Raw genomic sequence first — 25861 nt, forward strand, 5'->3', positions numbered from 1 at the left:
GCCGATGAAGGCTTGTCAGAGCTCCAATTTGCCTGCCAGCGCCTTATCAATCAGAGCGCAAGTCTCCGCAATCCCGTAGAGGGCGGCGAAGGAGCCGAAACGCGGCCCTCGCTCTTGCCCGAGCAATATCTGATAGAGCATCTGGAAAAAGGCGACGGATACGCCCGGACCGCCCGTAGGGCTCTTGCGCTTGTGGTCCTGGTAACGCTCGATGCCGCGAGCCACATCCAGCGCGGCGTTCTGAATGGTTTCGCCGTCCGACCCTCCGGGAAGGCTGGCGAGCTTGTCACGCAACTCCTGAAGCGCCTGCCGCTCGATCTCATCCGGCGCACGGAATTTCTTCGCCGGCTTCACGAAGTCATCGAAGTAGCGCAGGGCATAGTCCGTCAGCCGGTCGAGCTCGGGATGAGTCTCGGCCGTCACGCCTGGCGCATAGCGCGAGATGAAGCCCCACAGGACGCCCTTCTCATGCGCGTTCGAGGCACTCACAAGATTGAGCAGCAGGGCAAAGGGCACCGGCAACTCGATCTGCGGAGGCGCTCCTTCATGGATATGCCAGGAGGGATTGTTCAGCCTGCTTGACCAGTCCTGCTGCGGATAAGCGGAAAGGAAGGCGTAATAATCGTCCACCGCTTTCGGGATCACGTCGAAATAAAGCCGCTTCGCCGTCCTTGGCTTCTGAAACATGTAGAGCGAGAGGCTTTCTGTCGGCGCATAGGTGAGCCACTCGTCTATGGTGAGACCGTTGCCCCGGGATTTCGAGATTTTCTGGCCCTCCTCGTCGAGGAAGAGCTCGTAGGTGAATCCCTCGGGCGGGCGCCCGTCGAGCGCGATACAAATCTGTCCGGCAAGCTTGACGCTGTCGATCAGATCCTTGCCTGCCATCTCGTAGTCGACGCCAAGCGCCGTCCACCGCATCGCCCAGTCCGGCTTCCACTGCAACTTGGCGTGGCCGCCAGTCACCGGTGTCTCGTACCGTTCACCGCTTTCCGGGTCGCGCCAGACGATGGTTCCAGCATCGAGATTGCGTTGCTCGATCGGTACCTGCATCACCACGCCGGTGACCGGATGGATGGGCAGGAAGGGGGAATAGGTCTGCGCACGCTCTTCACGAAGCGATGGCAGCATGATCGCCATCACAGCGTCGAAGCGCTCTAATATCTTCAGAAGCGTAGCATCGAAACGCCCGGACGAGTAATATTCGCTCGAAGAGGCAAATTCATATTCAAAGCCAAACTGGTCGAGAAATGCCCGCAGGCGCGCATTGTTCGCCGCGCCAAAGGAGGGATATTCGTTCGAGAAGGGGTCGGGAACGCTTGTAAGGGGCTTGCCGAGATGGGCCCGCAGCATCTCCTGGTTTGGCACATTGTCCGGCACCTTGCGAAGCCCGTCCATATCGTCCGAGAAGCAGAGGAGCTTCGTCTTTACCTTATCCTCGGTAAGAACGCGGAAAGCATGGCGAACCATGGAAGTGCGAGCCACCTCGCCAAAGGTGCCGATATGCGGCAACCCGGAAGGCCCGTAACCCGTCTCGAACAGAACGGTTTCGGGAAAAGGCCCTCCCTCGTAGCGTTTGATGATCTTGCGCGCCTCTTCGAACGGCCAGGCCTTGGCCACGGCCGCCGCTTCCAGAATCTCGGGCTTGAGTTCGAGCGCGTCTTGGAACGTCGTCATGTCGCTTTCCGCAGGTAAATCGTTTGAGCAGGCCAAAATACCTTCTTCAGAAGGCGGCCGCGCGCGAGACACGCTGTAGGACGCGTGATGCCATGCGTCAATCGCGAGGGGGCTTTTTCGTTGCGACCGCTGCCGGTGCTGTCTAATTTGGCCATAGGAATGGAAAGGATGCCTTATGAGTGGACAACCCTCGATACAGGAAGCGCTGATCTATCTGATGGTGGTCATTTCCGCCGTGGATCGCGACATGACCGATTCCGAACTCGCGCGTATTGGCGATATCATCCGCACGCTTCCCGTATTTCGCAGCTTCGATGAAAGCCATGTCGTCGACGTGGCACGCCAATGCCAACAGATGCTGCAACAGGAGAACGGACCGGAGCGTGTTCTGGACCTGGTGCGTGACACCGTGCCTGTGGGGATGCACGATACCGCCTATGCGCTTGCCGTTGAGGTGGCTGCGGCCGATCTTCACGTCGAGCCGGAGGAAGAGCGCATGTTGCAGATCCTTCGCAGCAGGCTTCAGATTGAACCGCTGGTTGCGGCTGCCATCGGGCGAGCCGCTCGTGCGCGCCACCGGCACTTTTCCTGAGCGCCTCAAGCACTTTTGACTGGAGGCAGACGCGGCTGCGGCATTAGATTGGTGCGATGGGTGAACTGGTTCTATCTGAGGCAGGTATTCGCCTCATCGCCTTTACGTCGATCTTTACGGCAATGGCGGCTTACGAGCTTTGCTCGCCTCGGTTAGAGCGAGCGGAAATGACCGGCGCGCTGCGCACGCGGCGCTGGTTCACAAACATTTCGCTGCTCCTCATCTCCTCCGCGCTCTTGCGCGTGATTTTTCCAGCAGCGGCGGTAGGCGCTGCGTTCTGGGCGGAAGCTCGTGGGTGGGGGCTCTTCCATCAGCTTGACGTGAATCCTTTTCTGGCGGGCGTGCTGTCGTTTGTGGTGCTCGATTTCGCCGTGTGGCTGGAGCATGTCGCAAGCCATAAGATTCCGCTGCTCTGGCGCATCCACAGGGTGCATCATGCGGATACAGGCTTCGACGTTACCACGGGGCTGCGGTTCCACCCGCTTGAAATACTCGTGTCGATGCTGTGGAAGGTCGCTGTGGTGATGAGCTTGGGCGCACCTATCATTTCAGTGCTGGTTTTCGAAATCGTGCTCAATGGCACGTCCATGTTCAACCACGCGAATATTGACATCCCTCGGCCGGTGGATCGGTTGCTGCGCCTGTTCCTCGTTACGCCAGACATGCACCGTGTGCACCATTCCAGCATCCGGCGCGAGACCGATTCCAATTATGGCTTCAACTTTCCCTTCTGGGACCGGCTCTTTCGCACTTATGTGGCCGAGCCAAGTCAGGGCCACGAGAAGATGCAGATCGGCCTCAGCCAGTTCCGCGGAACGCATGTGGCGCGTATTCTGTGGGTGCTCGCCCTCCCGTTCCGCGCAGGGCGCGGTCAGTAGAAGCCGACGGGGAAATAGCGCAGATAAAGCTCGTCAAAACCACCGCTGGTCTCGATCGACCAAAGGGCATAGTCGATGGCGGCAGCCAGAACGGGAGTGTCGCGCCGTACGGCGATTGCGAGCCCCTGCCCGAGATATTCGGGAGCCAGATAGGGGCCACCGGCAAAGGCGCAACATGCATGTCCCTCCCCATCCGCCAGGTGGAAGCCGAGGCGCATTCCGTCCGCGAACACGGCGTCGAGCTTGCTGCCGGCCAAACTTCTTATCAGTTCAGCCTCGTTCGTAAGGAGGACTGGCTCGACGCCGGGAAAGAAGTCGCGCAACATTTCTTCATGGGCAGTGGCTTCGACAACGCCCACGCGCTTTCCTGCAAGCCATTCGGTTAGGGGCTCCCTCACGTCAGCATCCTTTCGTGTGACGAAACGCGCGGGAAACTGGAGATAGGAACGTGAAAACAGGAAGTTTTCGCGGTTTTGCCTCGTTACCGCGAGCCCCGCAACGATCGCCTCGCCCTCTCCTTTCTCAAGTGCCGAGGCAAGCTCATCGAAAGGAACAGCCTGGATCTGGCACCGGTCGAGAATATCGAGGGCGGTGCATATGGCGCGTGAAAGATCGACATGGAAACCGGCCAAGTGTCCGCCCTCGTCGATGAAGTTGAACGGAAAGAAATCCGTCGTCGTGAGAAAACGCAACCGCGTGAGGGCTGACAGGTCCGGCTTTGCAATGCGCTCCCTTGCATCCCATTGATACGGGATCGCCTGCTGAGCGGCCGTCTGGCCAGTGCAGGAAAGTACGGCAAAAAGAAGGATGATTGGCAAAAGGCGCAATGTCGTGATCCCGTACTCCGAGCCCGATCTTATAGTGGGCCGGACGGATAGTAGGCCGAGCGGAGCGATGAAATGGTGCAACTTCTGCAAATCTCTTCCTTTATACCGGCTCGCCGTTTGATTGTATCTCGGCATTGACGGGCTCGATTTTTTTCCACAATATAATTCCATCCGGTGGGGGAAAGGGCCTGGATGAGAAAAGGGGGGATATTGATGCGAATTGTACCCGTGGGGGAGCGGCGACAATACTTTGAGATTGTTGGCGGATGCTACAGGCTTTGCGCATGGCGCGGTTTGTCTCCGTCCCTATTCTTCCAAGACTGAACCCAAGGCAATTTAATCTCCTGATAATGGCTGAGTGGCGCTTCCTGCCGCCACCGTGGGGCTTTCCATATGAAGAGAAACTGGCATGCGGGTGCTTGCGCACCGGCAGCGCAGAATGATGTTCCGTTTTGTCCTTCCTACAAGGAGGTGCAAAGGATCACTCCTTCAAGTTCTGCCGAATGGCGTCCAATCCTCGATGCCCTTGGTGTCTCCGATCGCACGATAGAGGCGATAGAAGCTCGAGCAAAGGTTGCGGGCGTCCCGTTCCAGGTGGAACTACTGGCCTCGGGGGCCGTAGGCGAGGGGGTTTTCTATCGCGCTCTGGCTAATCATCTCAGGCTCGGGTTTCGCGCGGAAATACCGCCGGAAAGTCTCCTTATGCGTGAGGAGCAGTGTCGCCAGGCGCTCCGCCGGCCCGGCGGCATCCGTCTCGTTCCTGCCGCAGAAGGTCCCCTGACCGTTCTGCTGATCGCCCCAGACCGGCTCGACATCAACGCCTTGCGGCGCTTCATGCGGCGCTACCCCGACATTGCCGAGCAGATACGCATCGTTCCACCGCTCGCGTTGCGAAGGGCGGTGCAGCTTCGAGCGAGGGAAAGCCTGTTGCGCCTCGCAGTCAGCCATCTTTTTGACACGGCGCCACACCTTTCCGCGCGGTTTGTGCTGAACTCGTGGCAGGGTATCGCGCTCGGGGCTTTGCTCGTGACGTTCCTCGCAGGCCTTCTTCTGGCTTCAGGCGTAACCCTGCTCATTCTGCATTTGCTACTTTCGATCCTTTTCTTCGGCTGCGTCGTATTGCGGTTCATGGTCAGCCAGGAGGTCCGCAGCGCGCCCGAGCCCGTCTCTTTAAAGGCCACCAGGACGGAAGAAATGCCCGTCTATACCGTTCTCGTTGCGCTATACCAGGAGGCGGAAATCGTTCCGGATCTGTTGATGGCGCTGAGCCGGATCGTCTGGCCGCGCAGCAAGCTGGAGATCAAGCTTGTCTGCGAGGAAGACGATCACGAGACGCTGGAGGCAATACGGGCGCAGGAGCTGCGTTCCTATATCGAGGTCATCGAGGTCCCGCGGGGCGGGCCTAGAACCAAGCCGAAGGCGCTCTCCTATGCGTTACCAATGACTACCGGCGAGTTGGTTGTCTTGTACGACGCGGAGGATCGACCGCATCCCTTTCAGCTTGTGGAAGCATGGCAACGCTTCTGCGAATGCGGTGATAATCTGGCCTGCGTGCAAGCCCCTCTTGTCATCACGAATGGCAGGCAAAGCTGGCTTTCAACCATGTTTGCGTTTGAATATTCGGCACTGTTCCAGGGTATCCTGCCGTGGCTTGCGCGCCGGAACCTGGTATTGCCGCTAGGGGGCACCTCGAACCATTTTCGTCGAAGTGTTCTGGAAGGCATCGGGGGATGGGACCCGTGCAATGTCACTGAGGATGCCGATCTTGGCTTGCGTCTTAGCCGCCACGGTTACAACGTGCAAACGATCACCTACCCCACCTATGAAGATGCACCAACGAAGTTTCGTGTCTGGTTGCCGCAACGTACGCGCTGGTTCAAGGGATGGGCGCAGACCTGGCTCGTCCACATGCGCGATGTGGGCGAGCTCTTCCGCGATCTAGGACCAGGCTCCTTTGTAATAACGCAGGTTCTCACTGCCGGTATGCTCGTTTCCGCACTTGCCTATTCTGTCTTCGCAGTTACGGCGCTGGCGCTTGCTGCCCATCTTCTGGCCGGCGGTGTCCTGCAGGAAACGCGTGCCATGCTCCTCCTGCTGGATACGGTCAACATTATATTGGGCCACGCAGCATTTCTGGCGGTCGGCTGGCAATCCCTGCCGCGGACGGAGCGTCGCGGCCTTTGGAAGCTTGTGCTGCTTACCCCCATTTACTGGCTGCTCTTGTCCGCGGCTGCCTGGCGGGCGCTATGGATGCTTTACCGAAAGCCGCACCATTGGGAGAAGACGCCACATAGCCCGAGCCGGCCCGTGAGCCCTCAAGTCCGGCAGAGAAAGAAGGAGCTGCGGCGATCGCCTTTCATTCTTCCACGGGTCTCCGTTTCGAGAGAGGGGGCCGGATAGGCGGGTTAGCGGATGCGGTAGATTGCCCCTGTCCGGCAACACCGCGTACATGCGCCGTGACTTTTCTGGTGATAATCAGACGCATATGGGCGTCGCACATCCCGTAGGGCGAATTGCCAACCAGGATCCGCTGCCTCGAAAAATGCATTATATGTAGCTTTACGCCGTTCGGAATTCCGTCATGAACCTGTTTCATCGGGAGGGTACATGGTACTCGTCCACCGCAATGAATCCACTGGAGGAATTCCAGGAAAGGTGGATACGGATCTCCGTCCGGTACAGAAAGAACTTAAATCATTCCTGCGTTTCCAGACGATGCTGAAATGATCCCTGAGCGCAGAGGAAAGTAGCGAATGGAAGAAGGGGGAAAAACAGCCACATTATGGCTTAGGGCGCTGCGCGCGCGGCTGCTAAGGTATCGTGTTCCTCTCCTCGCGGCTGCGATAGCCTTGTTCGGGCTGGACCTTTCTCTTGGCGGAAATGGCCTCGGCGCCGTTATCGCTCTTGCCTGCACGGCGCTTGTCACCATCGTTTTGGCGGAGGACGGCCAGGCATTGTCGCCCGCACAGCCGTCTGCAAAGGGGGCGGCAAGCATCGACAGCATGTCGGCGCTGGACCTGGCCAAGGCTGTGCAGGACCCACTTTATATCTTCGACTCTAGCGGAACAGTCATCTATGCCAACGAAGCTGCGATTGGGGCTTTCGGCCCAATAGCGCCGGGCGTATCGCTACAGCTCAAGTTTCGGGCGCCGGAAATGCATGATTTCATCGGCCGGGTGCTTAAGGAAGAGACGCATCAAAGCACCGATTATGCCGAGCGCGTGCCCTTCGAGCGCGCCTTCCGCGTATCTGCGGTGCCCATGGGCAAGAATAGCGGGCTTTTCGTTCTACTCTTCAAGGACCAGAGCGAGGCGCGGCGCATAGACCGGATGCGAGCGGACTTCATTGCTAACGCCAGCCACGAATTACGTACCCCGCTTGCTTCCATCGCAGGCTTCATCGAGACCCTGCGCGGCCCGGCACGCAACGATGCAAAGGCGCGCGAGAACTTCCTTCAGATCATGCAGAGCCAGACGTCCCGCATGGCGCGTCTCATCGACGATCTGCTGTCGCTTTCACGGCTGGAGGCAAAGCCCTATTTCAAGCCGAGCGAGCGTGTGGATCTTCGCTCTCTCCTGCAGGGAACCACAGATTCCTTATCCCATGTCGCCGCGGAAGCAGGCGTGAAGATTGATCTCGACTTGCCAAATGGATCTCTGGAGGTCGCCGGAAACCGCGACGAACTCATGCAGGTTTTCGAGAACCTGCTAGAAAATGCCTGTAAATACGGCAGTTCCGGCGGCCGCGTGGTCGTCTCGGCCTCAACAGTCGATCCATCTTCCGGAAAGACGATCACTGTCACCGATTTCGGGCCCGGCATCGCCGAGGAGCATATTCCCCGCGTGACGGAGCGGTTCTACCGAGTAGAGGTTGAACCCAACAACGTTCAGAAAGGCACCGGCCTTGGCCTTGCCATTGTCAAGCATATCCTGACGCGCCATGGTGCCCATCTGTCGATCCGCTCCAAACTGGGGGAGGGGTCGTCATTCACCGTTCATTTTCCACCAGGCTGAATGGCCTGCGATGCGCATCGCGTTTCTTTTTCCGGACATCTAGTTCGCCTACATTGAGCCTCCGGGCATTTTTCTTGTGAGGAAGGACAGCAAGTTTCATGGAGGGCCAGCACACGATCCACTCCTTCGACGAGGAACTGCGGAACCTGACCAACCACATCGGTGGCATGGGAGGATATGCCGAGCGCATGGTGGAGCAGGCCGTATCCGCTCTGGTGAGCGCCGATACAGAATTGGCAAAGAAGGTGATCGAGGACGACGCGCTTCTTGACCAAAAGGAGCGGGAGATCGGCGAGGATGCGGTCTTCATTATCGCTAAGCGCCAGCCGATGGCGAGCGATCTGCGTGAGATCCTCGGGGCGATACGCATTTCGGGTGATCTGGAGCGCGTGGGGGATCTGGGAAAGAATATCGCAAAGCGCGTAACGGCGATCAGCGAGGCGCGTCAGCCGGTGCGCCTCTTCCGTGGCATTACAGCCTTGTCGGATCTAGCGCTAGCCCAGCTTAAGGAAGTGCTTGACGCTTATGCCTCTCGCTCGGCTGAAAAGCTTGGATTCGTCCGTGATCGCGACGAGGAGATCGACGCCATGTACACGTCGCTCTTCCGCGAGCTTCTCACTTATATGATGGAAGACCCCCGCAATATCACCGCTTGCACTCATCTGATCTTCTGCGCAAAGAACATCGAGCGCATCGGCGATCACGCCACCAATATCGCAGAAACCGTTTATCACATCATTACTGGAAACACGATGCCGCCCGAGCGTCCCAAGGAGGACAAGAGCCACCGGATCGTCGCGCCGGTGCCGGGTGCGGGCGGATAATCAGGCGCCTGGACAGCTACCTCCCGTTGAGTGGATGGAAGTGCTTCGCGTATAGTAGCTTTGTCGATCGTGTTTGCCGGCGTCCGAAGCCTGTTTCTGGAAAAACACGATGAGTAGATGGCTTCGTTAAGGCAAAAAAAGTGGGCGGCTTTCGCCGCCCTAGATAATCGGTCCGCTTGTCGTTGCCCCGTCCCTAGCGGTTGCGCCGGCGCTCAGACGCCGGCTGATAAGCGAGCCGCGAGTGATATGCGCAGTAAGGGCCGTTCTCCCCTACATTGTTTCCGCAAAAACTGAAATCCTCGGCAAGAGGGTCCCCGTTCGGCCACTTGCAGGTCCGTTCGGTAAGCTGCACCAGCTTGAGATCGCGCGAGATCGGAACAACGACGTTCTCAACTGGCCGGATATGCTGGAAGGGAACCGCTTCTTCCTCTACCTGCACTTTCAGCGCCGTGGCGCCAACCGACGTTGCAAGCGGCCGTACGGTCCGTTGCTTACGCGTAACGGTATTGCTTGTGCTCGGAGCCTTCGTTTGCCGCGGCGTATTCGGAGACGCACGGCCCCGGCTCGATAACTTCATCCTGTGTACCTTGCCGATGACGGCATTGCGGCTTACGCCACCTAATTGAGCTGCGATCTGGCTCGCGCTCAAGCCCTCCGCCCAAAGCTTTTTTAACAGCTCGACGCGTTCGTCTGTCCAAGTCATTCGGAGCACGCTCCTGTGTGCAGGCGCGCGGAATCCCAATTGCCCACTGCCGGAAGATCCGGCAGGGCACCACATCTACTCGGGTAAATTGGTCCGCCGCACGAAATCTAGTTGTTACACTAACCAAACTACCTTATTGGCTGACTCGGTGACAAGAGTCCGGCCCCTCTGACGAATCGCTTTTCGCCGTTTTCCCCAACTTGGGGCATCCACTGCTGATTTTGGGGTTGCGCGACGGGCAGAAACGCTTTCTCTGCGTTGACTTCGAGAAGGAAAAACCTGATAAAAGCCAAACGCCGCCCTTGGGGCGGCTTTTTAGTTTCAATAGGCTTGCGGCGACGCTGAAATGCGGCCGGCCAATCCGGAGAATGCGTGCATGGGCGGTTCGGCGCTTTACCAGACCTTTGCCAGGCTACCCGTTTCATTCGAAAGAGGTGAGGGATCCTGGCTGATCACTGCCGATGGTACCCGATATCTCGATTTTGCTGCGGGTATCGCTGTGAACTCGCTTGGTCACGGCCATCCGCATCTGGTGGCGGCGCTTGTCGGTCAGGCCGGCCGGTTGTGGCACGTCTCCAATCTTTACGACATACCGGGCCAGCAGCGCCTCGGCGAACGTCTGGCAGAGGGGAGTTTTGCCGACAGGGTGTTCTTCACCAATTCGGGCGCCGAAGCGCTCGAATGCGCCATCAAGACCGCGCGGCGTTATCATTATGTGAAAGGGCAGGAGAACCGCTTCCGCATCATCACGTTTGAAGGAGCCTTTCACGGGCGCACGCTGGCGACCATCGCAGCCGGCGGCCAAAAGAAATATCTAGAAGGTTTTGGCCCTGCAGTGGAAGGGTTCGACCAGGTTCCCTTTGGCGACCTTGCGGCGACCGAGAAGGCGATTACGCCTGACACTGCAGCCATTTTGATTGAGCCGATCCAGGGTGAGGCAGGCATCAGGGTCGTCTCAAGCGAATTTCTGCGCAAGCTGCGCGAGCTTTGCGACAGGCACGGCCTGCTTCTCATCTTTGACGAGGTGCAAAGCGGTATCGGTCGTACAGGCAAGTTCTTCGCCCATGAATGGGCAGGAGCATCACCGGATATTGCGACGATTGCAAAGGGTATCGGCGGGGGCTTTCCTGTGGGCGCGTGCCTTGCCACCGAGGAAGCGGCCAAGGCCATGACGCCCGGCGTGCACGGCACGACCTTCGGCGGCAATCCGCTGGCAATGGCCGTCGGGAACGCGGTTCTGGACATTGTTCTTGAGGACGGCTTCCTGGAAGATGTCGCCCGCAAGGGGCTTTTGCTCAAGCAAGGGCTTGCGGGGATCGCCGACGATTTTCCGGACCTGGTGGAGGAAATCCGCGGCAGCGGCCTGATGCTTGGCATCCGTTGCAAGGCGCCCAATTCCGCGGTGATGGCTGCCATGCGAGAGGAAAAGCTCCTGGCGGTCCCGGCGGGTGATAATGTCGTGCGGCTGCTGCCGCCGCTTACCGTTTCGGATGAGGAAATCAAAGACGCGCTTGAGCGTATGCGCAGAGCGATGGAGGCACTGGCGCCTTCCACGGAAGCGGCCGCTGGCGGAGAAGGATGAGCATGCCGCGTCATTTTCTTGATCTTTCAGGCGTCCCCCCAACGGAACTGCGCGCAATCCTGCAGGATGCAAGGTTGCGTAAGGAGCGCCTCAAGGCCGGCAACAGGGAGAAGCCTTTCGAAGGCAAGGTGCTGGCGATGATCTTTGACAAGCCGTCGACCCGCACGCGCGTTTCCTTCGACGTGGCGATGCGCCAGCTTGGCGGAGAGGCCATCATGCTGACGGGCGCGGAAATGCAGCTCGGCCGCAGCGAAACCATCGCGGACACGGCCAAGGTGCTGTCTCGCTATGTCGATATCATCATGATCCGCACGACCAGCCATGACCGTCTGCTTGAAATGGCGGAGAATGCGACAGTGCCCGTCATCAACGGCCTTACGGACGATACGCATCCATGCCAGATAATGGCCGATGTGATGACCTATGAAGAGCATCGTGGAAGCGTGAGGGACCGCCTCTTTGCCTGGTCTGGCGACGGCAACAATGTGTTGCACTCACTGCTGGAGGCATCTGCCTGCTTCGGCTTCCGTCTGAATGTGGCGACGCCGGTTGGCAGCGAGCCTCAGGCTCACTATGTAAACTGGGCACAGGCCAATGGCGGCCGCGTTGCCCTGATGTCCGACCCTACGGAAGCAGTGCGTGATGCCGATTGCGTCATCACTGACACGTGGGTCTCCATGGGGCAGGAGCATCGCGCCCGCGGCCATAATGTCTTCCAACCCTATCAGGTGAATGAGAGGCTAATGAGCTTCGCAAAGAAGGATGCCCTTTTCATGCACTGCCTGCCCGCTCATCGCGGCGAGGAAGTGACGGATGCCGTGATCGACGGGCCGCACTCGGTGGTGTTTGACGAGGCCGAAAACAGGCTCCACGCGCAGAAGGCCGTACTGGCCTGGTGTCTCGCATCGTGAATGACCAAGCATTGAAACTCGGCGACTTTGGGTTTGCCGGCGACGACCATGTCGTTCCTTTCGACGTGGATGCGCTGGACGTACGCGGCCGTGCGGTGCAGGTCGGGGCGATGCTCGACCAAATCCTCGGCCGCCACAACTATCCAGAGCCAGTGGCGCGGCTGCTGGCCGAGATGATCGTTCTTACCGTACTACTCGGCAGCTCACTGAAGTTTGATGGCAAGTTCATCCTCCAGACCCGCTCCGATGGACCGGTTGACATGCTCGTGGCAGATTTCACGACGCCCGGATCGGTACGCGCCTATGCCCGCTTTGACGAGGCGCGCCTTGTAGAAGCGGTGGAGAAAGGCGAAGATTCCCCCGAGGCTCTGCTGGGCAAAGGTGTCCTGGCGCTCACCATCGATCAGGGCGCCTACATGCAGCGCTATCAAGGCATCGTACAGCTCGATGGCTCGACACTTGAGGAGGTCGCGCGGACCTATTTCCGCCAGTCGGAGCAGATCCCGACCGAGGTAAAGCTCGGCGTCGCCCGCATCGTCTTGCCTGGAAAGGGGGAGCGGGCCGAAAGCTGGCGCGCGGGCGGCTTGCTTCTGCAGTTCCTACCGGCGTCTCCGGCGCGTGCCCGTATGGCAGATCTTCCGGGCGGTGATGGCGATGAGGAGGACACCAACGGCGGCCATCCCACGGATAACGCCTGGCAGGAGGCGCTGGCGCTGCTTGCCACGGTGGAAACGGACGAGCTTCTGGATCCTTCCGTGGGGGCGGAGCGTCTGCTTTACAGGCTCTTCCACGAGCAGGGTGTACGCGTTTACGACGGAACCGACGTGGTTGACCAATGCTCCTGCTCTCGGGAGAAGGTCAGGAACATTCTGGGCAGTTTTACGGCGGAGGAGATCAAGGAAAGCACCGAGGATGGTGTTATCCGCGTCAATTGCGAGTTCTGCTCGACAGAGTATTTTTTCGATCCCGCCGATTTCAAAGGCGGGCACTAGGCTATGGTGACGATTTAATCATTTGAGCCAAAGCATGATGCTGGCGAGTTTGTCGAAGCCGGGAAGTTGGCGGCGAGCTTGTCGTAGCGTGTGGGGCGATGCGCCGCCACTGCCTGCGTCTGACGAAGAAACCCTCGATATCGATCGTTGCCGGCAGGCAAGCTTATCCAAGCGGTCTGGTATTTGCGCCAGGCAGGCTCGCCGCCTTCCTCCAGGATCGCATCAAGGAGGCTGTCCAAGTCATAGGGGCGGTTGGCGATGACCTTGCCGCAGGCAAGCCCGGCGATGGGGCGGCAAGCAGGCGTCTTTTGCGCTGCGCGCCGGGGCTTGCGCTACGTTCGGATGACGGTCGCGTGAACCCATTCCAGGCTGTGTGGTCGCACACCGCCTCGAACAGGCGGTCGAACACACCATCTCCATCCACCGGTAGTAGCGTCGCTTGGGCCGTCTGATAGGCACGAACCTTCTGGTAGATCGCGTCAGCACGGCCCGAACGTCCGATCCACAACAGCGCGTTGAAAAAGCGCCGTCCATAACCGCGCCTCGCTTGCCCTTCCCGCGCGGAGCGAGCAGCTTGACCTTTTCCACTGATCGTCGCGAAGAGTTTTGTCTTCCAAAGCTAAACCTTCAAAACTCAGCTTTGAATCTGATTTGCTCCCAGAGAGGAATCCCCAAACCTTAAATCGTCACTACAGCCGAGCGCAGTTTCAGGAAGAGCGGCTACCGGTTTTCCCGTCCTGAACTGCGAAACGATGATCAAGGCTCAGTTGAGCGCGACGCGTTCTCCAGGCAGGTCGAGCGAGAAGGCCGGAATGTCCACTTCGAACAAATCACCTTGCTCGGTGCGCATCGTGTAACGCCCGACCATAATCCCGGAGGATGTCGACAGCGAGCAGCCAGAGGTGTACTGGAAGCTGTCGCCGGGTTCGAGTTCCGGCTGCTCGCCGACAACTCCTTCGCCCTCGACCTCCTGAACGCGTCCGAGCGCGTCCGTTATATGCCAATAGCGGAACATGAGCTTGACGGTCTGCACCGAATGGTTGGCGATTGTCACCCGATAAGCCCAGACATAGTGGCTCTCTGCCGGATCTGAATGTTCGGGCAGGAAGAAGGGCTCAACGCAAACTTCTATGTCCTGGGTTATCGCTCGGTACATAATTATTCCATTGGAGCGGTGTCGCTAAGGCTGACAACAATGTGAACGTCATATGTGGCCTGCAAGGCTATAGATCAATGACGTAACTTCAGGAGTGGCCGTGTGATCGACGGTTGGGCGCACAAGAAGATGGAGCCACTTTTATCGGCGCTCGCGCGCCCACTTTCGGCCGCGGGCGTGTCGGCCAATGCGATAACGGCTGCCAGCCTGGCTACGGGTCTGGCGGCGGGCCTGGCCATCGCACTCGGACGTTTCTGGCTGGCCCTGCTGCTCATACTTCTCAGCCGTCTTGGTGACGGGCTCGATGGCGCGGTGGCGCGCATCCGTGGCGGCACGGATCTTGGCGGCTACATGGATATTGTTTTCGATTTCGTCTATTACGGCGCTATCCCGTTGGGGTTCATCTTCTATGATCCTGCCACCAACGGCATTGCGGGTGCGGTCCTGCTCTTCTCCTTCTATGTAAACGGCGCAAGCTTTCTCGCCTATGCGGTGATCGCAGAAAAACGCGGCATGAGCACGAATGCGCGCGGCAGAAAATCCTTCTTCTTCACGACCGGGCTTGCCGAGGCCGGCGAGACGCTGGTCGTGTTCGCGCTTGCCTGCCTCTGGCCGCAATGGTTCCCGCTGGCAGCCTATGTTTTTGCTGTCGTTACGCTTTACACGACCGGCTCGCGCGTGGTGTTGGCCTCGCGGGTCTTCCGTTAGTTTAGACCGCTGGTCTCGGTGTGAGCGGGCGACCGGCAACGAACACTTCCTGCACCGAAAGATCGTCGCCCAGATGAACGAAATCGGCGCACAGGCCGGGTTTCAGGAAACCGCGCTCCCCAGCGATCCCGAGATAGAGGGCCGGATAGGCGCTCGCCATCTTCAGCGATTCCTCCACCGGAAGGTCTAGCGCCTCGACCCCAAAGCGTATCGCGGTGGCCATGTCTAGATCTGATCCTGCAAGCGTGCCGTCCTCCAGGACAAGCCGTGAGCATACCATTCCGGTTTCGCGCTGCACTGTGCGCTCGTTGAGCGTGAAACTGTCCGCCTCGCTACCTACCAGCGCCATGGCGTCGGTGACGTAGAACATCCGGCCAGGCCCCCGCTTTGCTCGCAGAGCAACGCGAAGCGCTACCGGATCGGCATGATGTCCGTCGGCAATGATGCCGCACCAGACATCCCCGTTTTCGAGCGCCGCTCCAACCAGCCCGGGAGCACGGTGGGAGAGGCCGCTCATTGCATTGAAGAGATGCGTGACACCTCGCGCCCCGGCGGCAAACAGTGCCTGTGCCGCCTCGCAGGTAGCGTTGGTGTGCCCCAGGCTTACGATGATGCCCGCCTTTGCCAGGCGCTCAACCTGATCGGCTGTCACCTGCTCGGCGGCAACGGTGACATGCAGTACCGGAACAGATTGGGCTGCCCGACAGAGCGCGTCCACATCGCTGTCTTCCATAGGCCGCATAAGTTCGGCCAGATGCGCGCCGCGCTTTGCCGGAGCAAGATGCGGCCCCTCCAGATGCAGCCCCAAAATGCCGTCAAGAGTCCGGCACGCCCTTGCGGCTTCTGCAAGCGCAGCATGCGTAACCTCGCGCGAAGCCGTGATTAGCGTAGGCATAAGCGCAGTAGTGCCGTACTGGCGGTGTGCCTCTGCGATCGTTGCGAAGGTCCCGATGGATGGATCGTTGTTCAGCAAGCGACCGCCCCCGCCGTTGACCTGAACATCGATGAATCCGGGAGCAAGAATGCCACCCTCCAGCCACCTCACGTCGGAACGGACAGCAATTTCCGCTTCCGGCACCAGCGCTTCGACTTTCCCTTCCGCGATCACCAGCGCCTTTCCATCCTGAAAGCGCTCGCCATCGAACAGGCGTGCTCCAGCGATGAGCGTCTTTCCCATTCAGACGGTCTCCGTCACTTTCTTCAGCTTGTCCGGCCGATCGGGATCAAGCCCGCCTTCACGCGCCAGCCGCTCGATCATCCGATAATAGGCGGCGAGTGCGGGCAGCGGGTCCAGTTTGCCATAGCCAGTGGAAGGAACCATCACCGTTGCTTTTCGTTCGGCTGGGCCTGTGGAGGAGAAAATGGCAAGCTGTGCGCCCGTCTTTTCGAGAAGGTCGAGTGCAGCGCGGTTGGATGAAAGCGCCTCATCGTCTGGCAGGAAGGCGAGAACGGAAAAACCCTCGCTTACGAGCTGCATTGGGCCATGCATCAGTTCGGCAAGTGAAAATGCTTCCGCATGCAGCCTGGCGGTCTCTTTTGCCTTGAGCGCGGCTTCGGCTGCAATGGCAAAACCAGGTCCGCGTCCAGCCATGTAGAGCGAGCCGCTTTTCCTTAATGTTGGCAAAACCGCTTCAAAATCGGCTTTGCAGGCTTCCTGGAGCACCTCCGGCAGACATTTGAGCCCCTTGGCCAAGGAGGTGCTGCCCGTCGCCGCCTGGGCGAAAGCGGCCAGGGCTGCGGCAGAGGCGATGAAGCTCTTGGTTGCTGCCACACTCCTTTCTTCGCCGGCATGGATGGGAAGAACGATATCGGCTCCTCGCGCAACGGGACTGTCGGTAACATTTACCACCGCGACCGTGACGGCTCCGCCGCGTTTTGCAGCCTCCTGCATGGCGACGATGTCAGGGCTTGCGCCGGATTGTGAAATGGTGATGTGCAACGCGCCGGGAAGGTTGATGCGGGCGCGGTAGACGGAGGCCACCGAGGGGCCGATGGCGGCAACCGGAATGCCAGCCTCGATCTCCAGCAGATACTTGAAATAGCTTGCGGCGTGGCCTGAGGAGCCGCGTGCCGAAACGGTGACAAAAGGCGGCCGCCCTTTGGCGATCAAGCGCCCGACTTCCTCCAAGGTTTGCTTCTCGCGGGAAAACAGACGTGCCACCGCGGCGGCTGCTTCGCCGGTCTCGCTGAACATCAGGGAAGGATGGTTGCTCATCTGCATGCTTCTGTTAAGTCTGCGGCGGGCGAAGACCTGCGCAAATCAATGCCATGATCGCTGTATCAGGCCGGAACGCCGTTGCAAGACCAACCGGCCGATATGCAAACATTGTCAGCTTCGCAACGTCAACCACATTGGCGCTTGCCCCAGGTCTTGATAAAGGCTTCGATAAAGACGCATGCGGAAATGGGAGGTTGGCAAATGGAACCCGTCTGGGCGATCGGGCTGATGACCGGAACTGTGCTCGACGGGATGGTCGATATCGCGATGCTGCGCACCGACGGGGAGCAGATCGCGGAATTCGGCCCTTGGAGTCTGGCACCTTATCCGGACGAAGTTCGTGATCTTCTTTCGCGCACTGTGGAGGAGGCAGTACGGTGGGATTTCAACGGTGCCGAACCAGCGATATTCGCTGAAGCCGAACGGGCATTGACCCAGGCACAAGCCATGGCTGTCGATGGTTTCCTGAAGGAGCATGGTCTGAATGCTGCGGAGATCGCAGCCATCGGCTTCCACGGCCAAACCGTCCTGCACCGGCCGCCAGCAGCGGGGATGCAAGGCCAGACCCGTCAGCTCGGTGACGGAGAGCGTATGGCCCGGATAATCGGCACCAAGGTCATTTATGACTTTCGCAGCGCCGACGTGGAGGCCGGAGGCCAGGGTGCGCCGCTCGCCCCGATCTATCACTGCGCGCTGCTGGATAAGATCGGCGCCGGACCGGAAACGGCAATCCTCAATCTCGGCGGCGTCGCCAACATCACCTGGCGGGACGGCGACCGGATCGCGGCCTTTGACACAGGGCCTGCCAATGCCCCGATCAACGACTGGATCAGCCGCCACGGGGCAGGCAACATGGACATCGATGGCGGGCTTGCCCGTTCTGGCAGGGTCGATGAGGAAAGGCTGGCCCTGCTTCTGGAACATCCCTATTTGAGAGCACCCTTCCCCAAATCGCTCGACCGGCATTCCTTTGCCGCCGTTATGGCGGAAGGTCTCGATCTGGCAGACGGTGCAGCGCTGCTAACTGCTTTTACGGCCGGTGCTGTGGGCAAGGCGCTTGATCTTCTGCCCCAGCGCCCCTCGCGGCTGGTCGTCTGCGGAGGCGGGCGGAAGAACCCGGCGATGATGGACGAAATTCGCCGCCGCGCGCGCGTTGAGCCTGTTCCCGCGGACCGACTCGGGCTTCGCGGCGACGCCATAGAGGCGGAGTGTTTCGCTTTCCTCGCGATGCGTTCAATGCGCGGCCTGCCGATCAGCTTTCCCGAAACGACGGGCGTGCCTTACCCCATGGCCGGGGGACGGCAGGCACTTGCCGGCCATGTGGAGGCGGCAAGCGCCTGAATGAATCCGTCTGGAGAAAGCTTGCTGTTTCCCTTAAGGACATGTCATTGCGGTGGAATCCGGCAAACCGGATCACAGCGACGCCGAAGTGGGGCGGCGTGGCGAAATCCCCAAGGGCAACATTATCAGGGAGTAGATTATGCGTAAAATTCTTCTGATGGCCGCTGCAAGCCTTGCGCTGGCGACAGCCGCCTCGGCCGAGACGGTCAAAGTGGCGGTCACGGCGATTGTCGAGCACCCGGCACTCGACGCTGTCAGGGATGGCGTGCGCGACGGCCTTAAAGAGGCGGGGTACAGTGCGGGAGAGAACCTTGAGTTTACCTACGAGTCCGCGCAGGGCAATCCTGCCACCGCAGCGCAAATCGCGCGCGACTTCGTGGGCAGTTCGCCCGACGTGATCGTGCCGATCTCCACACCGTCCGCTCAGGCCGTGGCCGCCGCCACGCGCAGCATCCCGATTGTGTTCACTGCTGTGACGGACCCCATTGCGGCCGGGCTTGCTGCGTCCGTCGAGGAGCCAGGCGGCAATGTCACCGGGGTTTCCGATCTTTCGCCCATCGCTGAGCATATCGCGCTCGTGAAAGAAATCCTACCCGAAGCAGAAACCATCGCATTCATCTACAATCCCGGTGAAGCCAACTCGGTGGCCTTGCTCAACCTGTTCCGCGAGACCGCCGAGGAGCAGGGTCTTTCTGTAGTGGAGGCGCCGGCCAACAGATCAGCCGATGTGCAGGCCGCCGCTCGCAGTGCAGTTGGCAAAGCCGATGCCATCTATGTCCCGACGGACAACACCATCGTCTCCGCGCTGGAATCGCTCGTTGCGGTATGCGAGGAGAACGATCTTCCCTTGATTTCGGCTGACACTGACTCCGTGGAGCGTGGCGCGCTCGCCTCAGTCGGCTTCAACTATTATGAGGTTGGCAGGCAGACTGCGGAGGTGGTCATTCGTGTGCTCAATGGCGAGGATCCCGGTATGATTCCGGTCACCTTCGCTACCGGCACGGATCTTGTCGTCAATCCCAAGGCTGCCGAAGCTATGGGGGTGAGCCTTCCGCAGGACATTCTCGACCGCGCTACCAAGGTGGTTGAATAGCCAAGACGGCCCCGCACCCCTGGTGTGGGGCTTTTTACTCGGAAATTTTCCAGATAGTCCATTTTCCGCTTGCACCGGCGCCGGCTTCACGCCACCGGGGTTTATAAAAAACGCTACGTTGCGGGGTTGATCTTTGTCTGCGATCGCATTCTGGGGCGCTGTCGAACTGGGCCTGCTTTACGGTTTCGTGGCAGTGGGGGTGTTTCTTGCCTTCCGTGTCCTCGATTTCCCGGATCTGACAGTTGACGGCTCTTTTCCGCTGGGAGCTGCGGTCGCCGCCGTTGCGATCACCAGCGGATGGGACCCGTGGCTTGCTTGCCTGCTTGCGGCAATGGGCGGCGCCATTTGCGGGCTCGTCACCGCCTTTCTTAATGTGCGCTTCGGCATTCTGAACCTTCTCGCCTCGATCCTGACCATGATAGCGCTTTTCTCCATCAATCTGCGCATTATGGGCCGGCCCAACATGGCGGTGCTCAACCGGGAGACCGTGGTCACTCCCTTCTACGATCTGGGTCTGCCCGATCATATCGTGCGGCCGCTGGTTCTTGCTGTGCTTGTCCTTGTCGCGGTTCTTTTGCTTGCGCGCTTTCTTGCCAGCGATTTTGGGCTTGCCATGCGTGCAGCTGGGGCGAACGCCCGCATGGCACGCGCGAACGGCGTCGATGTGGGCCGTCAGATCTATGTCGGAATGGCTCTCTCGAACGCACTGACAGGCATTGGCGGCGCCCTTTTTGCTCAGATCGCCGGATTTGCCGACGTCACTTCGGGCGTTGGCACCATCGTCGTGGGCCTTGCGGCGGTCATAGTCGGCGAAACGCTGTTCCGCAGTCGCATGCTTCTGGTGGCCTTGCTTGCCTGCGTCATAGGCTCGGTCATTTATCGCGTCGCCGTGCAGCTTGCACTTTCGGCCGATCTTCTCTTCCTGCGGGCATCGGATCTGAATTTGGTCACCGCCGTGCTTGTGGCACTGGCGCTCATCCTTCCGAAGCTGCGCTCGCGCGGGGAGGTTGCACGATGATTGTCGTCCAAAATCTGCGGGTCACCTTCAATCCTGGAACCCCGCTGGAACGGCGGGCGATCATTGGCATTGATCTTACCTTGAAAGAGGGTGAGTTCGTGACGGTGATCGGCTCCAACGGTGCCGGAAAATCGACGCTGCTTGCATCAATCGCGGGCGATGTGGTTCCCCAAGACGGAAGTATAAGGATTGGCGGCCGCGACGTCACGCGCGAGCAGCCCGCCAAACGTGCGGCGGGGGTGGCACGTGTCTTTCAGGATCCGCTTGCAGGCTCCTGCGCCAATCTGTCGATCGAGGAAAACCTTGCCCTGGCCGCTATGCGAGGCCAGAGGCGCGGATTGAGGACCGCTCTTCGGCCAGATCGCAGGGCTGTGCTGCGCCAGAGGGTGGCGGAACTCGGCCTAAATTTGGAAAACCGGATGGGCGACCGCATGGGGCTCCTATCCGGCGGGCAGCGCCAGGCGCTCGCCCTTGTCATGGCCACGCTTGCCAAAGCGCAGGTTTTGTTGCTTGACGAGCACACGGCGGCGCTCGACCCCGGCATGGCGGAGTTCGTGGCAGAGCTGACACAGAAGCTGGTCATGTCCCACCAGCTCACCACGCTGATGGTTACCCATTCTATGCGGCAGGCGCTTGATCTGGGGACGCGCACTATCATGTTGCATGAGGGCCGCATCGTGCTCGATATCGCCGGCGACAAGCGCAAGGACATGAAAGTGGACGATCTGGTGGAGATGTTCCGCCGAGTGCGAGGCGGCGCCGAACTGGATGACGATGAGCTTCGCATCGGCTGATTGAGCTTCGCCAGAGCAGCGCAAAGGGATGGCGATCTGCAATGAAACGACCTAGGATCGAAATCCATTTCTCCTTGCTGGTGGAGGCAGATGAAAGCGATTCTCGTTCCCGTTGAACTGCACCAACTCATCGAGTCCACCCTTGAAACGGCGGTGCTCGTGGCGCGCAAATTCTCCAGCTATGTGGAGGGCTTTGCTTCAAGTCCGGACCTAAGCCCGTTTCTTGCCGCAGATGCTATGGGCGCGACGGTTATCTACGACGTGGATATCGAGCAGGATCGGCAAATTGTGCAGGAGGCTCGGCAGCAGTTCCGGCGCTCCATGCTTGCCCACGGTCTGAATGCAGGCCCGCTCATCGACGGCGGGCCAAGCTTCGGATGGCGCGAAGAAAAAACGCGCGGCGAGCTGTTCACCGGCAGCTACGCGCGTATATTCGACCTCACGGTTGTGGGTCGTCCGGGGGCCAGGGCCGGCCAACCGCGCATGGGTACGCTGGAAGCAGCGCTGTTCGAAAGCGGCAGGCCCATCCTCATCGCACCGCCGGAAGCCCCGAAGCATATCGGCAGGGATATTCTGATCGCCTGGAACGGCAGCACGGAAACAGCCCGGACGATCGGTCTGGCCTTGCCGTTTCTGAAGAGTGCGAAACGCACGGTCGTACTCTCCGTGGAGGGAAGCAGCGTCCCGGGCCCATCGTTGGACCAGGTGGTTGGCTATCTGGAATTGCACGGCATCGATTGCGAGGCGCGTTCCGTGGCCCGGGGTACGGCATCGGCCGGTGCTAACATCCTGTTTGAGGCGGAAGCGCTTGGCTGCGACATGGTGATCAAGGGCGCGTTCACCCAAAGCCGGCTGCGGCAGATGATCTTTGGCGGCGCCACGCGGCACATCATCGCCGAGACGAGATTGCCGGTCTTCATGGCTCATTAAAACAGCTTCAGGAATGCGGGCGCCATAAGACGTCTGGATCGTCTACGCGGTTAGATCGTTTCCGCTTTTCATGGTATTTCTTCTAACCGCGGCGCACACATTGCCAAAGCGAAACGTCGTTTTCAGCCATCCTTTCGCGGTCCTTCACCGCGCTTGCCGCCAGCCGGCGATTCCTCGACCGCGGGTTTGATGCGCAACCGGGTGATCCGGTTCTTCTCCCGCCTCATAACGATGAAGCGTTTTCCAAAGAAGGTAAACGCCTGCTTCTCCTCGGGGATCATCTGCGACTCATGGATGACAAGGCCGGCAATCGTCGTCACGTTCTCGTCGGGCAGGTTCCAGTCTAGCGCCCGGTTGAGATCGCGGATAGGGACGGAACCATCCACCACGACGGAGCCGTCCGCCTCCTGCTTGACGCCCTGCATCTCTACGTCGTGCTCGTCGGAAATGTCGCCCACGATCTCCTCTATGATGTCCTCCAGGGTGACCAGCCCCTCCACCTCGCCATACTCGTCGACGACGATGGCGAAATGAGCCTTGCGCCGCAGAAAGGCATTGAGTTGATCCTGGAGGCTGGTGGTGTCCGGCACGAACCATGGGCGTGATGCGATCTTCATGATGTCAATGCGGTTCGCTTCGTTGTCCGCTTCATAAAGCGCGCGCAACAGGTCGCGTACGTGCACAACTCCTACAATGTTCTCTATCGTGCCGCGCCAGAGCGGGATACGCGTGTAGGGACTTTTCAGGATCTCCCGAACGACCGTCTCCGGTGGGTCGTCTGCATTGATGGAGCGCATATTGGTGCGGTGGATCATCACGTCCGACACCTCCAGTTCGTGAAGATCCAGCACCCCTCCAACACGGTCGCGGTCCTGCTTCACCACCGCGCCTTCTCGATGCAGCACCTCGACCGTGCCGCGTAATTCCTCGTGGGCGGAAAGCAGTGGCGCATTGCCGGAAAGACTTACGCCAAAACAGGCAAGCAGAAGACGCACAATGCCATTTGCGCCTGATGACAGCCACCCGAACACAAACACCGCGACCCGCGCAAATGGGGCAACGAAGAGCGCGAACTGTTCAGGCCGCGCAAGGGCCCAGGATTTAGGCAGAATCTCTGAGAAGATGACCAGCAATGCCGTCATGACGATCGTTGCGTAGATGACGCCGGCTTCCCCGAAAAGTGTAAGGAAAAGGCTGGTCGCGATTGCGGAGGCAAGGATGTTGACCAGATTGTTGCCGATGAGCAGCGTCCCCACCAGCCGGTCGCGCCGCTTGATGAGTTGAGAGACCATCGCCGCGCGTGCATCTCCGTTGCGTTCGAGTGTGTGCAGCCTTGCGCGCGACACCGCGGTCATGCTGGTCTCGGTGCCCGAAAAGAGGAAGGACAGCACGATCAGGCATAGAATGACCCCCGCCGTGACCAGAATTCCCGCCGTCATTGTGCCAGGCACTCCTTAAGGAATGCTAGCACCTGTGAGGCGGGTACATCCTTCGCAACGAACGCCTGCCCGATGCCGCGGGTCAGGATGAAGGTGAGCGCCCCGCGCAAAACCTTCTTGTCCTGGGCAATAAAGGAAAGGAGCGCTTCCGCTCCGGGAAGCTCACCCGGAATTTGCGCTATGCGAACAGGCAGGCCAATCTCGGTCAGGTGCGCTTCCACCCGCGCGGCATCATCGACGCTTGCAAGATTGAGCCGTGCTGAAAAACGATGGGCAAGGGCCATTCCGATAGCGACTCCTTCGCCATGGACGAGGCGCGCGCTGTCATAGCCGGTGGCCGCCTCAAGGGCATGGCCGAATGTGTGGCCGAGATTGAGCAGGGCGCGTTCGCCCGTCTCCCGCTCGTCGCGCTCAACAATAGCCGCCTTCGCACGGCACGACCGCGCAATAGCTTCGGCACGGGCTGGTCCGCCAGAAAAAACCTCGCCCCAGTTCTTCTCCAGCCAGTGGAAAAACCCTGCATCGTTGATGAGCCCGTATTTGGCCACCTCTGCATATCCGGCGCGGAACTCGCGCTCCGGCAGCGTGTCGAGCACGCCGGTATCTGCCAGCACCAGTTTTGGCTGGTTGAAAATGCCGGCAAGGTTCTTGCCGTGCGCCGTATTGATGCCCGTCTTCCCGCCAACGGAAGAATCGACCTGGGCAAGCAGGGATGTGGGAATCTGCACGAAGTTCATCCCGCGCCGTACGATGCCCGCTGCGAAACCCGCTAGGTCTCCCACCACGCCCCCTCCAAGCGCGACGATAGTGTCGCGCCGCTCCAGCCGCGCGCCCAGGACAGCGTCGACCGTCTCCTGCAGGGCCTCAAAACTCTTGCTGCGCTCGCCTGGTGCAAGTCGGACCGCAACACTATCGATGCCGGCCTCACGCAAGGACGTTTCCAAGACCGGCAGGTGAGCGGCGGCAACATTCGTATCGGTAATGACCGCCACGCGCGTGCCTGGCAGGCGTCTGGCGATCTCCGCGCCTGCGCTGGCTAAGACACCCTCGCCGATCAGGATGTCGTAGGAGCGCTCTCCCAGGCCCACCTGCACGGTCACAGGCACCCGTGAAAGAGGTTCGGTCATATGGACTTCCTCCTTCCCTCTTCCTTCCTGAGGAATTTTTCCAGGCTTTCGAGCACTGCCCCGGCGATCACTTCCTTCGACTCGTCCCAGGTGCGAACCTCGATGTCGGCCTGCATGTATATGGGATAGCGGGTGTCCATGAGCTGTTGCATTACCGCACGTGGGTTGTCCGTGTTGAGAAGCGGCCTGTCCTGACGCTTGGCGACACGCGCCATCAGCGTGTCTAGGTCCGCGCTGAGCCATACCGAAATGCCGTGGCGCGCCACTGCGCGGCGCGTTGCCTCGTTCATGAATGCGCCGCCGCCCGTCGAAAGCACCTGTGGACCGGCCCTTAGAAGGCGGGCGATAACGCGGCGCTCTAGAGCCCGAAACTCCTCTTCGCCGTAGGTCGCGAACAGTTCCGGTATCGTCATGCGCGAGACGCGTTCGATTTCGTGATCGCTATCAATGAAAGGAAGATCGAGGGCAGCGGCCACCCTGCGCCCAATAACCGTCTTGCCTGCCCCCATCAGGCCAACAAAGACGATGGAGCGCCGGCGGAGCTCTCGTACGATGGCTGACGCCTCGACTGGTGCGCCTATCTTGTCCGGTTTCTCGGCTGTCATCATTTGCGAGGTTTCGACACGAAAAAGACGCCACGTCAAGCGCATCGGACGATCTGCCATGCTTGCCTTGCGTGGCCTCGTCCTCCATAAGTGCGCGGGGGTGCTCTTGTGCAGGGATCGTTCATAAAATATGCCGACACTTTTCCGGCTTTTGATGGCGGTCGCCCTTCTGGCGGTACTGGTCTGGAGCGTCATGTTTGCGCTCGCCACTTTGGTCGAGCCGAACAGGGTGGAGATGACAGTCGAAATTCCTGCTGAACGGCTGGCGCGTTAAGGCGCCTTTAAGGATGCGGGTAGCGGTTCCGCCCGCAATCGCAAAAAACAAGAGGTTGGATCATTCTGCGTTTTCCTGAAATGCCGAGATGTTCCGGGAATTTTCCAATCTCCTTCACCTCGGGTTAGGCATTGCCCTCTACGATCGCCCGGGGGCAGAGAA

At 59.8% G+C, this 25861-nt stretch carries 24 protein-coding genes and 1 pseudogene; 15 read left to right on the forward strand and 10 right to left on the reverse strand.

The window, feature by feature from the left end; all coding sequences use genetic code 11:
* Positions 1-15 precede the first annotated feature (15 nt).
* Entirely contained in the window at positions 16-1674 is a 1659-nt protein-coding gene (locus HUS57_RS15780; RefSeq protein WP_173934839.1) for a lysine--tRNA ligase, read from the reverse strand.
* A 175-nt stretch (positions 1675-1849) separates the two neighbouring features.
* On the opposite strand from HUS57_RS15780, the gene HUS57_RS15785 reads away from it, so the two are divergent.
* Together HUS57_RS15785 and HUS57_RS15790 are read left to right on the forward strand one after the other, a co-directional pair.
* Positions 1850-2266: a tellurite resistance TerB family protein gene (locus tag HUS57_RS15785; protein ID WP_173934840.1), complete on the forward strand. Its 417-nt coding sequence runs from the start codon at positions 1850-1852 to the stop codon at positions 2264-2266.
* 56 nt (positions 2267-2322) lie between these two features.
* A complete protein-coding gene (locus HUS57_RS15790) occupies positions 2323-3144 on the forward strand; it encodes a sterol desaturase family protein (protein ID WP_173934841.1) in 822 nt (273 codons plus the stop codon).
* On the opposite strand, the gene HUS57_RS15795 is transcribed toward HUS57_RS15790, so the two are convergent.
* Positions 3138-4061: a transporter substrate-binding domain-containing protein gene (locus HUS57_RS15795; RefSeq protein ID WP_246727898.1), complete on the reverse strand. Its 924-nt coding sequence runs from the start codon at positions 4059-4061 to the stop codon at positions 3138-3140. The genes HUS57_RS15790 and HUS57_RS15795 overlap by 7 nt on opposite strands.
* A 303-nt stretch (positions 4062-4364) precedes the next feature.
* On the opposite strand from HUS57_RS15795, the gene HUS57_RS15800 reads away from it, so the two are divergent.
* The 3 genes from HUS57_RS15800 (at position 4365) to phoU (ending at position 8808) form a co-directional block, all read left to right on the forward strand.
* A complete protein-coding gene (locus tag HUS57_RS15800) occupies positions 4365-6371 on the forward strand; it encodes a glycosyltransferase (RefSeq protein ID WP_173934843.1) in 2007 nt (668 codons plus the stop codon).
* 353 nt (positions 6372-6724) lie between these two features.
* A complete protein-coding gene (locus HUS57_RS15805) occupies positions 6725-7984 on the forward strand; it encodes an ATP-binding protein (protein WP_173934844.1) in 1260 nt (419 codons plus the stop codon).
* 98 nt (positions 7985-8082) lie between these two features.
* Complete coding sequence (phoU, locus tag HUS57_RS15810; protein ID WP_173934845.1) at positions 8083-8808, forward strand: phosphate signaling complex protein PhoU; 726 nt, start codon at positions 8083-8085, stop codon at positions 8806-8808.
* 193 nt (positions 8809-9001) lie between these two features.
* Here the strand turns inward: phoU and HUS57_RS15815 are convergent, their stop codons facing one another.
* Positions 9002-9511 (reverse strand): GcrA family cell cycle regulator, encoded by a 510-nt coding sequence (locus HUS57_RS15815; protein WP_173934846.1) that lies wholly within the window; start codon positions 9509-9511, stop codon positions 9002-9004.
* Between the two features lie 376 nt (positions 9512-9887).
* On the opposite strand from HUS57_RS15815, the gene HUS57_RS15820 reads away from it, so the two are divergent.
* From HUS57_RS15820 to HUS57_RS15830, 3 genes are read left to right on the forward strand one after another with little or no spacing between them, the layout of a single operon-like run.
* Entirely contained in the window at positions 9888-11093 is a 1206-nt protein-coding gene (locus tag HUS57_RS15820) for an aspartate aminotransferase family protein (RefSeq protein WP_173934847.1), read from the forward strand.
* Entirely contained in the window at positions 11090-12004 is a 915-nt protein-coding gene (gene argF / locus HUS57_RS15825) for an ornithine carbamoyltransferase (RefSeq protein WP_173934848.1), read from the forward strand. The genes HUS57_RS15820 and argF overlap by 4 nt, the downstream gene beginning before the upstream one ends.
* A complete protein-coding gene (locus HUS57_RS15830; RefSeq protein ID WP_246727899.1) occupies positions 12001-12996 on the forward strand; it encodes an Hsp33 family molecular chaperone in 996 nt (331 codons plus the stop codon). Before argF ends, HUS57_RS15830 begins: the two co-directional genes overlap by 4 nt.
* 18 nt (positions 12997-13014) lie before the next feature.
* Here the strand turns inward: HUS57_RS15830 and HUS57_RS15835 are convergent.
* Positions 13015-13613, reverse strand: a pseudogene (locus tag HUS57_RS15835) (IS5/IS1182 family transposase).
* Between the two features lie 146 nt (positions 13614-13759).
* On the reverse strand, positions 13760-14152 hold the full coding sequence (gene apaG / locus HUS57_RS15840) for a Co2+/Mg2+ efflux protein ApaG (RefSeq protein WP_173934849.1): 393 nt from the start codon (positions 14150-14152) through the stop codon (positions 13760-13762).
* Between the two features lie 102 nt (positions 14153-14254).
* Here apaG and HUS57_RS15845 point away from each other — a divergent pair, with 102 nt between their 5' ends.
* Entirely contained in the window at positions 14255-14860 is a 606-nt protein-coding gene (locus HUS57_RS15845) for a CDP-alcohol phosphatidyltransferase family protein (RefSeq protein ID WP_173934850.1), read from the forward strand.
* A 1-nt stretch (position 14861) separates the two neighbouring features.
* Here HUS57_RS15845 and nagA read toward each other — a convergent pair whose 3' ends face one another.
* Both nagA and HUS57_RS15855 read right to left on the reverse strand, forming a co-directional pair.
* On the reverse strand, positions 14862-16037 hold the full coding sequence (gene nagA, locus HUS57_RS15850) for an N-acetylglucosamine-6-phosphate deacetylase (RefSeq protein ID WP_173934851.1): 1176 nt from the start codon (positions 16035-16037) through the stop codon (positions 14862-14864).
* Complete coding sequence (locus HUS57_RS15855) at positions 16038-17075, reverse strand: SIS domain-containing protein (protein ID WP_173934852.1); 1038 nt, start codon at positions 17073-17075, stop codon at positions 16038-16040.
* Between the two features lie 204 nt (positions 17076-17279).
* On the opposite strand from HUS57_RS15855, the gene HUS57_RS15860 reads away from it, so the two are divergent.
* The 5 genes from HUS57_RS15860 to HUS57_RS15880 all read left to right on the forward strand — a co-directional run bounded on the left by HUS57_RS15860 (position 17280) and on the right by HUS57_RS15880 (position 22254).
* Complete coding sequence (locus tag HUS57_RS15860; RefSeq protein ID WP_173934853.1) at positions 17280-18419, forward strand: anhydro-N-acetylmuramic acid kinase; 1140 nt, start codon at positions 17280-17282, stop codon at positions 18417-18419.
* 139 nt (positions 18420-18558) lie between these two features.
* Positions 18559-19512 carry an ABC transporter substrate-binding protein gene (locus tag HUS57_RS15865; RefSeq protein WP_173934854.1) on the forward strand — a complete coding sequence of 318 codons (954 nt, stop codon included), beginning with the start codon at positions 18559-18561 and terminating at the stop codon, positions 19510-19512.
* A gap of 133 nt (positions 19513-19645) precedes the next feature.
* Positions 19646-20530, forward strand: a complete 885-nt coding sequence (locus HUS57_RS15870) for an ABC transporter permease (protein ID WP_173934855.1) — start codon at positions 19646-19648, stop codon at positions 20528-20530.
* Positions 20527-21324, forward strand: a complete 798-nt coding sequence (locus HUS57_RS15875; protein WP_173934856.1) for an ABC transporter ATP-binding protein — start codon at positions 20527-20529, stop codon at positions 21322-21324. The genes HUS57_RS15870 and HUS57_RS15875 overlap by 4 nt, the downstream gene beginning before the upstream one ends.
* Positions 21325-21414: 90 nt before the next feature.
* Positions 21415-22254, forward strand: coding sequence for a universal stress protein (locus HUS57_RS15880; protein WP_173934857.1), 840 nt, complete (start codon positions 21415-21417; stop codon positions 22252-22254).
* A gap of 122 nt (positions 22255-22376) precedes the next feature.
* Here the strand turns inward: HUS57_RS15880 and HUS57_RS15885 are convergent, their stop codons facing one another.
* The 3 genes from HUS57_RS15885 to HUS57_RS15895 are packed head-to-tail and all read right to left on the reverse strand — an operon-like array spanning position 22377 to position 25425.
* A complete protein-coding gene (locus tag HUS57_RS15885) occupies positions 22377-23693 on the reverse strand; it encodes an HlyC/CorC family transporter (RefSeq protein WP_173934858.1) in 1317 nt (438 codons plus the stop codon).
* The gene (gene aroB, locus HUS57_RS15890; RefSeq protein WP_173934859.1) at positions 23690-24820 is read right to left on the reverse strand and encodes a 3-dehydroquinate synthase; all 1131 of its coding nucleotides are present in this window, start codon (positions 24818-24820) and stop codon (positions 23690-23692) included. The genes HUS57_RS15885 and aroB overlap by 4 nt, the downstream gene beginning before the upstream one ends.
* A complete protein-coding gene (locus HUS57_RS15895; RefSeq protein WP_173935229.1) occupies positions 24817-25425 on the reverse strand; it encodes a shikimate kinase in 609 nt (202 codons plus the stop codon). The genes aroB and HUS57_RS15895 overlap by 4 nt, the downstream gene beginning before the upstream one ends.
* A gap of 130 nt (positions 25426-25555) precedes the next feature.
* Between HUS57_RS15895 and HUS57_RS15900 the strand changes: the two genes are divergently transcribed.
* Positions 25556-25699 carry a histidine kinase gene (locus tag HUS57_RS15900; RefSeq protein ID WP_173934860.1) on the forward strand — a complete coding sequence of 48 codons (144 nt, stop codon included), beginning with the start codon at positions 25556-25558 and terminating at the stop codon, positions 25697-25699.
* Positions 25700-25861 lie beyond the last annotated feature (162 nt).

It is taken from the genome of Chelativorans sp. Marseille-P2723 (assembly GCF_902809845.1).
In the GTDB taxonomy this organism is placed as follows: domain Bacteria; phylum Pseudomonadota; class Alphaproteobacteria; order Rhizobiales; family Rhizobiaceae; genus Chelativorans.

Excerpts from the sequence above, each read along its gene's own strand:
- HUS57_RS15785 (WP_173934840.1), top strand. The coding sequence starts at position 1,850 with ATGAGTGGACAACCCTCGATACAGGAAGCGCTGATCTATCTGATGGTG.
- nagA (WP_173934851.1), bottom strand. The coding sequence starts at position 16,037 with ATGGGAAAGACGCTCATCGCTGGAGCACGCCTGTTCGATGGCGAGCGC.
- HUS57_RS15875 (WP_173934856.1), top strand. The coding sequence starts at position 20,527 with ATGATTGTCGTCCAAAATCTGCGGGTCACCTTCAATCCTGGAACCCCG.
- HUS57_RS15885 (WP_173934858.1), bottom strand. The coding sequence starts at position 23,693 with ATGACGGCGGGAATTCTGGTCACGGCGGGGGTCATTCTATGCCTGATC.
- HUS57_RS15780 (WP_173934839.1), bottom strand. The coding sequence starts at position 1,674 with ATGACGACGTTCCAAGACGCGCTCGAACTCAAGCCCGAGATTCTGGAA.
- HUS57_RS15790 (WP_173934841.1), top strand. The coding sequence starts at position 2,323 with ATGGGTGAACTGGTTCTATCTGAGGCAGGTATTCGCCTCATCGCCTTT.
- phoU (WP_173934845.1), top strand. The coding sequence starts at position 8,083 with ATGGAGGGCCAGCACACGATCCACTCCTTCGACGAGGAACTGCGGAAC.
- HUS57_RS15820 (WP_173934847.1), top strand. The coding sequence starts at position 9,888 with ATGGGCGGTTCGGCGCTTTACCAGACCTTTGCCAGGCTACCCGTTTCA.
- HUS57_RS15860 (WP_173934853.1), top strand. The coding sequence starts at position 17,280 with ATGGAACCCGTCTGGGCGATCGGGCTGATGACCGGAACTGTGCTCGAC.
- HUS57_RS15900 (WP_173934860.1), top strand. The coding sequence starts at position 25,556 with ATGCCGACACTTTTCCGGCTTTTGATGGCGGTCGCCCTTCTGGCGGTA.
- HUS57_RS15815 (WP_173934846.1), bottom strand. The coding sequence starts at position 9,511 with ATGACTTGGACAGACGAACGCGTCGAGCTGTTAAAAAAGCTTTGGGCG.
- argF (WP_173934848.1), top strand. The coding sequence starts at position 11,090 with ATGAGCATGCCGCGTCATTTTCTTGATCTTTCAGGCGTCCCCCCAACG.
- HUS57_RS15880 (WP_173934857.1), top strand. The coding sequence starts at position 21,415 with ATGAAAGCGATTCTCGTTCCCGTTGAACTGCACCAACTCATCGAGTCC.
- HUS57_RS15865 (WP_173934854.1), top strand. The coding sequence starts at position 18,559 with ATGCGTAAAATTCTTCTGATGGCCGCTGCAAGCCTTGCGCTGGCGACA.
- HUS57_RS15895 (WP_173935229.1), bottom strand. The coding sequence starts at position 25,425 with ATGACAGCCGAGAAACCGGACAAGATAGGCGCACCAGTCGAGGCGTCA.
- apaG (WP_173934849.1), bottom strand. The coding sequence starts at position 14,152 with ATGTACCGAGCGATAACCCAGGACATAGAAGTTTGCGTTGAGCCCTTC.
- HUS57_RS15855 (WP_173934852.1), bottom strand. The coding sequence starts at position 17,075 with ATGAGCAACCATCCTTCCCTGATGTTCAGCGAGACCGGCGAAGCAGCC.
- HUS57_RS15800 (WP_173934843.1), top strand. The coding sequence starts at position 4,365 with ATGAAGAGAAACTGGCATGCGGGTGCTTGCGCACCGGCAGCGCAGAAT.
- HUS57_RS15805 (WP_173934844.1), top strand. The coding sequence starts at position 6,725 with ATGGAAGAAGGGGGAAAAACAGCCACATTATGGCTTAGGGCGCTGCGC.
- aroB (WP_173934859.1), bottom strand. The coding sequence starts at position 24,820 with ATGACCGAACCTCTTTCACGGGTGCCTGTGACCGTGCAGGTGGGCCTG.